The sequence below is a fragment of the Corynebacterium pilosum DSM 20521 = CIP 103422 genome, assembly GCF_000373805.1.
Classification (GTDB): Bacteria; Actinomycetota; Actinomycetes; order Mycobacteriales; family Mycobacteriaceae; genus Corynebacterium; species Corynebacterium pilosum.
Genome location: NZ_KB892471.1, coordinates 65,328 through 77,462 on the forward strand (window position 1 = coordinate 65,328; position 12,135 = coordinate 77,462).

The following is a 12,135-nucleotide window of genomic DNA, read 5'->3' on the forward strand; positions in this document are numbered from 1 at the left end:
GTGTCCTAGATCACTAGAATATTGAACCTGTGGATAACTCTGTTTTGCCTGTTGATAATGGGTGGATAAACTCAACGAGGCTGTGGATAGCAAAGAAACCCAAAAAGTTATCCACAGCTATCCACAGATTCACAACCTTTATCCACAGGGCAAATCACATGGCGAATCGCCGAGGCCAACAGCCGGGATTTCAACTTCTCCACAGACTGCACAGGACTTACTGTTCTTCCCATATCTATTACTTGTAATTAGTTAGCAAAGGAAGGGGTTGGGGACAACTTTCGTCGAAAAGCGAACTGGCGGTCACGCCAGGAGCAAAGACGCAAGAAGATCTGCCCACCGCAAATGACAAAACATGGCGCACCAACATAGAGTGGTGAACAACGAAAGCTCGAGTTTTTAGAATTACAAGGAGTCTTGCCACACCATGGACGACATCATGGACAACAACGTGTCATTTCGCGTTCACAAGGACGACCTGTCCGATGCTGTCGCATGGGTTGCCAGGAGCTTGCCGACGAAAAACACTCAGCCGATCCTGCGCGCAGTAGTTATCACCGCCGACGACAATGGTTTGGAATTCGCCGGCTTCGACTACGAAGTTTCCTCCCGCGTCCGCATCGCAGCAGAAGTTGACCAGCCAGGACGTATCGCTGTCGCCGGTAAATTGATGGCCGATATCGTCGGTTTGATGCCTGCGAAACCAGTCGAGGCGCACGTGGACAATTCCCGTCTTTTGCTCCAAGGCGGCCAGTCGCACTTTGAGTTGCCGCTGATGCCTCTCGACGATTACCCACAGCTGCCCACCCTCCCGGAGACCACCGGCACCGTTAACCCCTCCGAGTTTGTCAACGCTGTGACTCAGGTGGCCTCGGCGGCCGGTAAGGATGACACCTTGCCCATGCTCACCGGTGTCCACATTGAGGTCACTGGTTCGAACGTGCAGCTCGCGGCGACAGACCGCTTCCGTCTGGCGATGCGCACCATGCAGTGGAACCCAGTCTCCCCGGACGTCAAGGCCGATCTCCTGGTGCCTGCGAAAACCCTGTTGGACAACGCGCGCACACTAGATACGCAGTTGGACGATCCGGTTGAGATCGCAGTGGGCACCGGAGACAGTGTTGGCAGTGACGGGCTTTTTGGCCTGCACTCGGCAAACCGTGAGACCACCACACGCATGCTGGATGCGGACTTCCCGAATATCCAGCCTCTGCTGCCGAAGACGCACACGTCGATGGCATCGGTGGAGATTGCGCCACTGCTTGACGCGATTCGTCGTGTGAGCTTGGTCGCTGATCGCAACGCACAGCTGCGCATGGAATTCCGTTCCGGCGAGCTGACTTTGTACGCTTCCGGCGCGGACTCGGGTGAGGCGCACGAGTCCTTGCCGTGCGCGTTTAATGGCCAGGACGAGCTGATCATCGCCTTCAACTCCGGTTACCTGCGCGATGGGTTGAACGTGATCCGCACTGATCGGGCCGTTTTCGGCTTCACGGAGCCTTCACGCCCCGCCATCATGATCCCGGAGCCTGAGGAGATGCCGGAAGCAGACGCCGACGGTACGTTCCCCACCCCGGAGACCGAATTCACCTACCTGCTGATGCCAGTGCGCCTGCCGGGCTAAACTGTGCCAGGCCGTGCTGGGCCGGACCGTGACGTACTTAGCCGGGCACATCGTGGCAGATCGGGAAAGGGTGTGAGTTGCTGTGTATGTTCGGCAGCTTGACCTGCGCGATTTTCGCTCCTGGCCAGAACTAGAGCTAGAACTCACCCCGGGCGTGACTGTTTTTGCCGGCCGCAACGGCTTTGGCAAAACAAATATTGTGGAAGCCATCGGCTACTCCGCCCACCTGGTCAGCCACCGCGTCTCCACAGATCAGCCACTGATCCGGACCGGTGCGGCCAACGCGCGGGTATCAGCCACCACGGTCAATGAGGGACGCGAGCTGACCACGCACCTGTTGATCAAAGCCCAGGGCGCGAACCAGGCGCAGATCAACCGCACCCGGCTGAAGTCCGCCCGTGAGATGCTCGGTGTGCTGCGCACAGTGCTGTTTGCGCCGGAGGATCTAGCGCTGATTAAAGGTGAGCCCGCGGAGCGCCGGAAATTCATCGACAATATCGTGGCGATTCGCACCCCGCGCCTGGCAGGGGCGAAAGCTGACTTCGACAAGGTCCTGCGCCAGCGCAACGCGCTGCTGAAGAATTCGTGGGCAGACCTGCGGCGCGGGTACGACGATCCCGATGGCGCCAGCGCCCTGACCACCCTCGACGTGTGGGACGCCCAGCTTGCTCAGTTCGGGGCACTGGTGGTTGCCTCGCGTATGTCGCTTATCGACGAACTCGCCCCACTGATCCACGACGCATACGCGGCGATCGCCCCGGAATCACGTCCTGCCCAGGTGCATTATTCCTCCACACTCGATGATGCCGTGCGCGAACTAACAGGTGAATCCACCCGCGAGCCAGCGGTGATCGAGGCGGCGATGCTGAACGAACTGGGCAGGCGGCGCAGCCAGGAGATCGACCGCGGCGTGACCCTGGTGGGTCCCCACCGTGATGACGTGGAGCTGATTCTGGGCGACCAACCAGCCAAAGGTTTTGCCAGTCACGGCGAGTCCTGGTCCTTCGCGCTGGCGTTGCACCTCGCCGAGTTCCAGCTTCTGTCCCAAGACGGCTCGGACCCAGTGCTGATCCTCGACGATGTCTTCGCCGAGCTGGATGCGAAACGCCGCCAACGTTTGGTCCACGTGGCCGAGGAAGCAGAACAGGTGCTGATCACCGCCGCCGTGGGCGACGATCTTCCAGGCAACCTCGACGATGCCGTGGCCGCACGCTACATGGTGACCATGGATAACGGGACCTCCTCTATTGAGGCGATCGAATGAGTGAGTCCAGCGACGATATTGTGCAGCACGCCTTCGACACTGTGCGCGCGATCGCCAAGAAAAGCAATGGTTTTGTGCCCAACCTGCACCAACAGGGCCGCAACATGATTCCGCGGCGAGCGTTAGGAAAACTCGCAGACCACAGCACCGATGGACCCACGGTTACCGTCCCTGGACTGGACTTGGGCCAGGATCAGGCGAGCGTCGATAAGCGAAAATATCGGGGATCAGGAAGAATGAGCGGGCCAGACGGGCGTGCCCCGCGGCGCAGCTATGCCGTAGCTGGATTTTCTGACCTGCTGAAGCGGGAGGTGCGCAACCGTGACTGGGCAAAACCCCTGGCCATGGGGTGGGTGATGGGAAGTTGGGAGGAGATCGTCGGGGAGAAGGTAGCCCAACACACGAAGGTGGAAATGGTCAAAGACGGCACGCTTTTCCTCTCGACCGATGCGACGAACTGGGCAACGCAGCTGCGTTACATGAAAAGGCAGATTTTGCAGCGCCTAGATGAGAAAATCGGGGAAGGAATTATTACAGACGTCCATGTCTTCCCGCCGAAGACGAAGAGTTGGCGCTATGGGCCCCTCCACGTGAAGGGGCGTGGCCCGCGCGATACATATGGATAAAAATTATCCAGGGGAAATGCCGTTTCCGGCGAAAAAAAGGCCCTGCGACGCACGTAACCCTAGCGCGCGTGGGGCACCCTTAGGGTGTAGTATTGAACAGGTTAGATATCCGTAGCGCGACAGGAGTACTTGTTTTACGTGGCTACCACAAATAAAGATTATGGCGCGGATTCAATCCAGATCCTCGAGGGCCTGGAAGCCGTGCGCAAGCGCCCCGGCATGTACATCGGTTCTACTGGGCCGCGCGGTCTACACCACCTAATTTGGGAGGTCGTGGACAACTCAGTCGACGAGGCAATGGCGGGTTACGCCGATCGCGTCGACGTTACCCTGCTTGCCGACGGCGGTGTGGAAGTCGTGGACAATGGCCGCGGCATCCCCGTCGAAATGCACCCCTCTGGCGCACCAACCATCCAGGTTGTGATGACGCAGCTGCACGCCGGCGGCAAGTTCGACTCCGAGTCCTACGCCGTTTCCGGTGGCCTGCACGGTGTGGGCATCTCCGTGGTGAACGCTTTGTCCACCCGCGTGGAGGCGGATATCAAGCGTGACGGCAAGCACTGGTACCAGAATTTCCAGAACTCTGTCCCAGATGAGCTGGTGGAAGGCGGTAACGCCCGCGGCTCTGGCAGTGCTATTCGCTTCTGGCCGGACCCGGAGATCTTCGAGACCACCGACTTCGATTGGGACACCATCGCCCGGCGCCTGCAGGAGATGGCCTTTTTGAACAAGGGCCTGACCATCACGCTGAAGGACGAGCGGGTCAGCGACGAAGAACTCGAACTTGAGGCACTGGCCGAAGAGGGCGACACCGCTCAATCCATCGACGGTGATTCTTTCGACGATGATGCTGTGGTGGACGCTGAGGAGACCGACGCGGATGACGCAGACGATGTCGCTGGCGAAGCCGGCGCAGAGGTTGCGCCAACGAAGCCGAAGAAGCGCGAAAAGAAGGTCACCTACCACTACCCGAATGGTCTAATCGACTACGTCGACTACCTAAACAAGGGCAAGAGCGAGATCCACCCCACCGTCGTCGGCTTCGAGGCGAAGGGCGAGGACCATGAGGTGGAGATCGCCATGCAGTGGAACTCCGGCTACAAGGAGTCGGTGCACACCTTCGCCAACACCATTAACACGCATGAGGGTGGTACGCACGAGGAAGGTTTCCGCGCCGCGCTGACCACCTTGATGAACCGCTACGCCCGCGACCACAAGCTGCTGAAAGACAAAGACCCGAACCTCACCGGCGATGACTGCCGCGAAGGCTTGGCCGCCGTCGTGTCCGCGCGCGTGGGCGATCCACAGTTCGAAGGCCAAACCAAGACCAAGCTGGGAAACACCGAGCTCAAGGGCTTCGTCCAGCGCGCAGTCAACGAGCATCTGGCGTTCTGGTTCGACGCGAACCCGGCAGAGGCGAAGGCCATCGTGAACAAGGCCGTGGCCTCCTCGCACGCCCGCGTTGCTGCCCGTAAGGCGCGTGACCTGGTTCGTCGTAAGTCCGCCACGGACATGGGTGGGCTCCCCGGCAAGTTGGCTGACTGCCGCACCAAGGACCCCACAACCGCTGAGCTGTTCATCGTGGAGGGTGACTCCGCAGGTGGCTCCGCGAAGCAGGGGCGCGATTCCATGTATCAGGCGATTCTGCCGCTGCGCGGCAAGATTTTGAACGTGGAGAAGGCCCGCCTGGACCGCGTTCTGAAGAACGCCGAGGTGCAGGCCATCATCACCGCGCTGGGTACCGGCATCAATGAAGAGTTCGACATTGAGAAGCTGCGCTACCACAAGATCGTGCTGATGGCCGACGCCGACGTGGACGGCCAGCACATCGCTACACTCCTGCTGACCTTGCTGTTCCGCTTCATGCCGGAGCTGATCGAGGAAGGCCACGTGTACCTGGCGAACCCGCCGCTGTACAAGCTGAAGTGGAAGAAGGGCGAGCCTGGCTACGCGTACTCGGACGCTGAGCGTGACCGTGAGCTGGAGGAAGGCCTCAACGCCGGCCGTTCCATCAACACTGACGATGGCATCCAGCGTTACAAGGGTCTCGGTGAGATGAACCCGAATGAGCTGTGGGAGACCACGCTTGATCCGGAGCACCGTCTCCTGCGCCGCGTGAACATCGAGGATGCGCAGCGCGCCGACGAGTTGTTCTCCGTCCTCATGGGCGACGATGTTGCGGCCCGCCGTTCCTTCATCACCCGCAAGGCGCGCGATGTCCGCTTCTTGGACGTGTAGTTCGCTTATCGACGAGCACTCGAGCACCCCCGGCCAGATCACTGGACCGGGCGGGTGCCATTTTCTGCAAGGTGGCGATGTGAAGGTATCTGTTGTCATACCGTGCTTCAACGATGCTGTATTCCTGAAGCGCGTGCTTGACTCACTGCACCGCCAGTCGCTCCGACCCCATCAAATCATCGTTGTTGATAATAACTCAATAGATGATTCTGCGGCTGTGGCCAGCACTTTTCCCGATGTGGATGTGCTGCATGAATCGGAACAGGGCATCCTGCCGGCTGCCACCACCGGCTATAACGCGGCCACAGGAAATGTCATCGCCCGCATCGACGCTGACACCCTTCCACCCACCACCTTCATCGCGGATCTCAGCCGGACGTGGCAGCGCATTTCCGCGTCCAGCCCCTTTACGCCGAAGCGCGTGGTGGCGGCAACGGGAAATGCCACCTTTGACCGGCCTGGCCGGTGGAGCAGGGGAGTCAGCCGCGCCTACCTTGGGGCCTACTACGCCACCACACGCAGCGCGCTCGGCCACTATCCGCTGTTCGGTACCAACTTTTCCATGCTGACCAGCTGGTGGCACGAGGTCCGGGACATCGTCGAAACGACAGTCCGCGACGTCCACGATGATCTGCATCTTTCCTTCGCCGTGCGTCCCGACGAAACCGTGTGGTACCAGCAAGATCTGCACGTGCAGATGGATAGCCGCGCTCTCGTCGGCATTGCTCAGTTAACGCGACGGTTCTGGCGCGGTTTCCGTACGATGGGAATCAATTTCCGCAGACAGTCACCGCCGGTGCGTTTGGCGCAGCGCGGGTTACTCAAGCACGCAGGGAGCACACCATGACCGTGGACATTGATTTTATTGACCAACGGGTGGAGGATTCCTTGAATTTTCTTCGCTCGCACTTTGAGGCGGTGAAGAACTATTCGCATGAGCCTTTGTACCTCTCGGCATTGGAGGCGTTGAAGGTCACTGCCTTGGGTGGAAAGCACCTGCGTTCGCGCCTCGTGCACATCGGCGCCGGCGATGTGCAGGGGGAGCAGAAAGAGACCGCTGTCGTTTTCGGCGGCGCTGTGGATCTTTTGCATAGTGCGCTGTTGATCCACGACGACATCATCGACGAAGACCCCTTCCGGCGCGGTGTGCGCACGATTCATTCACAGGTGGCGGAAGCCAGCGGGGATGCCCACATCGGCACATCCACCGGCATTCTTGCAGGTGATATGGGTTTGATGGCCACATTCCAGGCCCTGTCCTCATCGAAAGTGGCGCCGCAGCTGGTACGCCAAGCTTGCGCCATCATGTCCAGCTACGCGGTGCAAACTGTGTACGGGGAGCTCATGGATGTTTCTCACCTGATCAACCATGACACCACGATGGATACCGTGCGCGAAAGTAACTTTTTAAAGACCAGCATTTACTCCTTTTTGGCGCCTTTGCACCTGGGCTCCTTGGCAGCGGGCGAGAATACCCCGGTGCGCGTGCGCGCGCTGCAGCGCGTCGCGGATCCCCTCGGGCGCGCATATCAGGCTGTCGACGATATCGCGGGCGCGATCGCCCCGATGGAGGTCACCGGCAAGGTGCAGGGCGGCGATCTTGAGGCCGGTCGCACCACCTTGCTGACCATCCGCCTGGACCACATGAGCTTGGATGAGGCCGTGGAAGAGGTCAAGCAGGAAGCCACGCAGTATCTTTCGCAGGCCCGCGCCGCGGCGGCATCGCCCGAACTGAACCCCGTTACGCGCACCGGCGTGGAGGATATTATTGACAGGATTGAGAGGTCGTCGCATGAGCTCTAAAAATTCACCCGATTATTTAGCCCGATACGACGAGATGGCGGACCGCGCCGCCAACGAGGTCATCGCTGCGTATTCCACGAGTTTCGGCCTTGCCACGAAGCTTCTGGCACCGCGGGTGCGTCGCGATATCCGCAACCTCTATGCGATGGTGCGCATTGCCGACGAGATCGTCGATGGCACCGCCGACCAGGCCGACATCACCGATATCGCGGCCGCTCTCGACGCCTATGAACAGCAGGTTCGCCAGGCCCCCGCCACGCGATTCCACACCGACCCTGTGATCCACGCTTTCGCCCAGACCGCACGACGCTGTGCGCTTAACGACGAGCACCTCGCTGGTTTCTTCCACTCCATGCGCACTGACCTGCACACATCCACCTATGATCCTGCCAGCTTGGACGAGTATATTTATGGATCTGCCGAGGTCATCGGGCTTATGTGCCTGTCCGTGTTCTTCGCCGACGATCGCGCTCAGGTATCTGATGCCCAGTACGCCGAGCTGGAGGATGGTGCCCGGGCCCTGGGCGCTGCCTTCCAGAAGATCAATTTTCTGCGCGACTATTGGGAGGACTCGGCTGAGCTAGGCAGGTCCTATTTTCCCGGAACAGAGCAGCAACTCACCACAGATATCAAGGACGAGATCGTCGCCGATATCCGCCACGACCTCGACCGAGCACGGTCTGTCATCCCCATGTTGCCGCTGAGCGCACGCATCGGAGTGGTGGCGGCCACCAATTTCTTTACAGAACTGACCACGCTTGTGGATCGGGCCACGGTCGAAGAACTGACCCAGGCCCGCATTAGCGTCCCGCGGCGTACCAAAGCCCGCATTTGTGCAGCGGCAGTGGTGCAGGCACCTCGAATGACAGGAGAGTAACAGTGGAGAACCCTCAAACTGCTGTAGTTATCGGCGCTGGTGTTGCCGGGCTAGCCACCGCAGGCCTATTAGCCCGGGCGGGTATGGATGTCACGGTCGTCGAAAAGAATTCCCACGTCGGCGGGCGCGCCGACGAAATCACCGTCGACGGTTTCCGTTTTGAAACCGGGCCGTCCTGGTACCTCATGCCAGAGGCCTTCGACCACTTCTTTGAGCTTATGGGTACGTCCACCGCCAAGGAGTTGGACCTGCAGCTGCTGGATCCTGGGTACCGCGTGTACAGCGAAGGCCACGAACCGTTGGATATCCCTCAAGGAGCAGAGCAGGTTGCGGACCTTTTTGAGTCCATCGAGCCCGGTGCCGGTGACAGCCTGCGCGACTACCTGGCTAGTGCTGCGGACACCTACCAGGTGGCATTGGACCGTTTCTTGTACACCACCTTCTCCGCCTTCCAACCCTTGCTGCACAAGGACGTCACGTCCCGATTGTTGACTCTGGCCGTGCTGCTCACTCAGTCGCTGAAGTCCTATGTGGAACGCCGATTCACGGACGTTCGCCTGCGCCAGATCTTGCAGTACCCGGCCGTATTCTTGTCTTCGCAGCCGAAGAAGGCGCCCAGCATGTACCACCTGATGAGTCATACGGATCTGAGTTTGGGCGTGCAATACCCGCAGGGCGGGTTCTCCTCCATCGTGGAGGCCCTAGAGCGCCTAGCCATTCAGCATGGCGTAGAAATTCTTACCGGCACCGAAGTCACCGGCATAATCAGCGAGGCCGAAGGCCTCGCTGGCAAGAGAGGAAAAACCACCCGCGCCGCCGGCGTGCGTGCCCTCCGCAACAACGAACTTCTCACCATCGAGGCCGACCTGGTCGTCGCCGCCGGCGATCTAGAACATACCGAATCGCGCCTGCTACCAAAGTCCCTGCGCACCTACTCCAAGGGCCACTTTGACCGCACCGATCCGGGGATGGGAGTCGTCCTGGCTCTCCTCGGCGTGGAAGGTGAGCTGCCACAGTTGCTGCACCACACCCTGATGTTCTCCCAGGACTGGGAGGATGATTTCGGCGTGGTCTATGAAGGTCCGCAGGCTTCGCGCCCAGAAGGCTCCTCCCACTCCATCTATATTTGTAAGCCTTCGGCCACGGATCCTTCGGTGGCACCGGAAGGCCACGAGAACCTCTTTGTGCTCATCCCCGTGGCACCAGACGCGTCCATCGGTCACGGCAACGCCTATGGAGAAGCAGAGAGCGAGCAGGTCGCTGCCATTGTGCAGCGCACCATCGACCAGATTGCCGCGTGGGCAGACATCCCTGATCTCAAGGACCGGATCGTCGTTCAGCGCAGCATCGGTCCTGCCGATTTTGCTGAGCGCTACTACTCATTTTCCGCCGGTGCACTGGGGCCTGCCCATATCCTGCGCCAATCGGCATTCCTGCGCGGTAAGAATGTGTCGTCGAAAGTAGAGAATCTGTTCTACGCAGGCCAAACCACCGTGCCTGGGGTAGGCGTGCCCATGTGCCTAATCTCCGCGGAAAACGTGCTTAAGCGCATACTCAACAAGAAAGATTCCTTCCCTCTGGAGAGCGTCCATGGGTAGCCTCTACCTCATCTTTCTACTGGTCACCATCGGGTGCATGGTGTTGTGCGACTGGCGCTGGAAGCTAGCATTCTTCCTGGATGCTCGCCGCGCAGCTATCCTTTCCGTGGTGTTGGTCCTCGCCTTTTTGGTGTGGGATGTGCTGGGCATTGCCACCGGCACCTTCTTCCGGGGCACCGCGGATTACATGACAGGGATCATGCTGGGGCCTGAGATGCCGATCGAGGAACCCATCTTCCTGTTCTTCCTGGTGTATCTGTTGCTCAACCTCACCACTGGCGCCCGCAAGATTGTGGGTGCGCGATGACCTACCTGCTCATCTCTCTGCCTTTTCTTCTCGTCGCGATCATCGTGTGCGCGCGGCGGTGGCGGCGTTACCCGCGCCAGGGCGCGGTGACAGCGATCGTGCTGGCCACCGTGCTCATCCTCACCGTCATCTTCGACAACCTGATGATCGCGTTCGGCAACGTGGCCTACGGCGAGGACCAGAACTTAGGCATCTACCTCGGCCTGGTGCCCATCGAGGACTTGTTCTATCCCATTTTCGCCGGCTTGATCATCACCGCGGTCTGGCCACCGACCACGCCAGAGGAGTAAAACATGGAACTTTGTCGCGTCGTACTGGCGTCATCCCGGCCGATCAGCTGGGTCAACACCGCCTTCCCGTTCGCCGCCGCCTACCTGTTCGCCGGCGGTGGGGTGACGTGGCAGCTCATCGTGGGCACCATTTTCTTCCTCATCCCATACAATATTGCGATTTACGGCATTAACGATGTCTTCGATTATGAATCCGATATGCGCAACCCCCGCAAGGGCGGCCTGGAGGGCTCGGTTCTGCATCCGCGGTGGCACGCACCAGTGTTGTGGGCCTCAGCGATTACGACGGTGCCGTTCATCGTGGCGCTGGTGATTGGGGGTACGTGGTCGTCGACAAGCTGGTTGGCACTCGCCATGTTCACCGTGGTGGCCTATTCGGCGAAGGGTCTGCGCTTTAAGGAAAAGCCGGTGCTGGATTCGATGACGTCCTCGGCGCACTTCGCTACCCCGGCGATGGTGGGTGCAGCGATGGTGGAGCCGCACATTCCGGGCCCGTTTTGGGTGGCCATTGGGTCGTTTTTCCTGTGGGGCATGGCTTCGCATGCGCTTGGTGCGGTGCAGGACATCCACGCGGATCGGGAGGGTGGCTTGACGTCGGTGGCCACAGAGTTGGGTGCGCGCACCACAACGCGCGCTTCCGCGATCGTCTATTTGGTGGCGGCTGCGCTGTTGTTGACGTTGCCTGCACCGGCGTGGATCGTCGCTTTCGCGGGGCTGGGCTACGCCGCTAACGCTGCCCGTTTCTGGAATGTGGATGATGCCCACGCGGAGGATACCCGCCGTGCTTGGCGCGTGTTTCTGGTTCTCAACTATGTGGTGGGCGCTATCGTGACGATCGCGTTGGTGTCGGTGCTGTAGGCCAGGATCTAGAATGAGCGCATGACTCAGATTGCTGCCTTTTCCGACCTCCACCTCGGCGCCCATTACAGCCCCGGCAGCAGCTGGGTGCGCACGGAGCTTGCCGCCCGCCAGCCCGACGTGGTGGTTTTTGGCGGCGATCTTTTTGACCGCCACACCTCCGGCCCCGACGAGGAGGCCGAGGGTGCCGCCCTGTTTCGCTGGATCACGCAGGATCTGCAGGTGCCGGTGGTGGCAATCTGGGGCAACCACGACGTAGCGAAAGGCTTCGAATTTCACACTCGCTTTCCGACGATCGACGGTGTCCATTTCCCCCAGGATTTTGACGTGTGCGCGCTCAACATTCCGGGCGTGGATGTCACTTTTCACGCCGTGAATGTGGCCAAGAAGCGTGACAAGCGTGTGCTTATCGACGAGTTTCCCGTGGTTGATCCCAGTGTGAGTACCAAGCATGTGGGTGTTTTCCACACTGGTCTGACGGGTGAGTACACCAAAAATAATTGCCTGCCAGCTACTTTTGAGCAGCTGCAGGCAAAAGGTTATGGGGCGTGGGTGTTAGGCCACGTGCACGCCCCGACCACCTTGAGCGCGGACCCATATATTGGGTGGCCCGGGGTGGGCGTGATGGTGGACATCACGCTATAGCGTGG

12 protein-coding genes are annotated in these 12,135 nt (G+C 60.0%); all 12 read left to right on the forward strand.

Annotation, left to right across the window (positions count from 1 at the left end):
• The first annotated feature begins 427 nt into the window (after positions 1 to 427).
• Positions 428 to 1,624 carry a DNA polymerase III subunit beta gene (gene dnaN, locus B097_RS0111520; protein WP_018582680.1) on the forward strand — a complete coding sequence of 399 codons (1,197 nt, stop codon included), beginning with the start codon at positions 428 to 430 and terminating at the stop codon, positions 1,622 to 1,624.
• Positions 1,625 to 1,706: 82 nt separating this feature from the next.
• Positions 1,707 to 2,888 carry a DNA replication/repair protein RecF gene (recF, locus tag B097_RS0111525; RefSeq protein WP_018582681.1) on the forward strand — a complete coding sequence of 394 codons (1,182 nt, stop codon included), beginning with the start codon at positions 1,707 to 1,709 and terminating at the stop codon, positions 2,886 to 2,888.
• Positions 2,885 to 3,514: a DciA family protein gene (locus B097_RS0111530; RefSeq protein ID WP_018582682.1), complete on the forward strand. Its 630-nt coding sequence runs from the start codon at positions 2,885 to 2,887 to the stop codon at positions 3,512 to 3,514. The genes recF and B097_RS0111530 overlap by 4 nt, the downstream gene beginning before the upstream one ends.
• 138 nt (positions 3,515 to 3,652) lie before the next feature.
• A complete protein-coding gene (gene gyrB / locus B097_RS0111535; protein ID WP_018582683.1) occupies positions 3,653 to 5,752 on the forward strand; it encodes a DNA topoisomerase (ATP-hydrolyzing) subunit B in 2,100 nt (699 codons plus the stop codon).
• Complete coding sequence (locus B097_RS0111540; RefSeq protein WP_161795904.1) at positions 5,730 to 6,599, forward strand: glycosyltransferase family 2 protein; 870 nt, start codon at positions 5,730 to 5,732, stop codon at positions 6,597 to 6,599. Before gyrB ends, B097_RS0111540 begins: the two co-directional genes overlap by 23 nt.
• The gene (locus B097_RS0111545; protein ID WP_018582685.1) at positions 6,596 to 7,555 is read left to right on the forward strand and encodes a polyprenyl synthetase family protein; all 960 of its coding nucleotides are present in this window, start codon (positions 6,596 to 6,598) and stop codon (positions 7,553 to 7,555) included. Before B097_RS0111540 ends, B097_RS0111545 begins: the two co-directional genes overlap by 4 nt.
• Positions 7,545 to 8,432, forward strand: coding sequence for a phytoene/squalene synthase family protein (locus B097_RS0111550; RefSeq protein WP_026254503.1), 888 nt, complete (start codon positions 7,545 to 7,547; stop codon positions 8,430 to 8,432). The genes B097_RS0111545 and B097_RS0111550 overlap by 11 nt, the downstream gene beginning before the upstream one ends.
• A gap of 2 nt (positions 8,433 to 8,434) precedes the next feature.
• Positions 8,435 to 10,030 carry a phytoene desaturase family protein gene (crtI, locus tag B097_RS12995; protein ID WP_018582687.1) on the forward strand — a complete coding sequence of 532 codons (1,596 nt, stop codon included), beginning with the start codon at positions 8,435 to 8,437 and terminating at the stop codon, positions 10,028 to 10,030.
• On the forward strand, positions 10,023 to 10,337 hold the full coding sequence (locus B097_RS0111560; RefSeq protein ID WP_018582688.1) for a lycopene cyclase domain-containing protein: 315 nt from the start codon (positions 10,023 to 10,025) through the stop codon (positions 10,335 to 10,337). The genes crtI and B097_RS0111560 overlap by 8 nt, the downstream gene beginning before the upstream one ends.
• Positions 10,334 to 10,627: a lycopene cyclase domain-containing protein gene (locus B097_RS0111565; RefSeq protein WP_018582689.1), complete on the forward strand. Its 294-nt coding sequence runs from the start codon at positions 10,334 to 10,336 to the stop codon at positions 10,625 to 10,627. Before B097_RS0111560 ends, B097_RS0111565 begins: the two co-directional genes overlap by 4 nt.
• 3 nt (positions 10,628 to 10,630) lie before the next feature.
• The gene (locus tag B097_RS0111570; RefSeq protein ID WP_018582690.1) at positions 10,631 to 11,485 is read left to right on the forward strand and encodes a prenyltransferase; all 855 of its coding nucleotides are present in this window, start codon (positions 10,631 to 10,633) and stop codon (positions 11,483 to 11,485) included.
• A gap of 21 nt (positions 11,486 to 11,506) precedes the next feature.
• On the forward strand, positions 11,507 to 12,130 hold the full coding sequence (locus B097_RS0111575; protein WP_018582691.1) for a metallophosphoesterase family protein: 624 nt from the start codon (positions 11,507 to 11,509) through the stop codon (positions 12,128 to 12,130).
• Positions 12,131 to 12,135 lie beyond the last annotated feature (5 nt).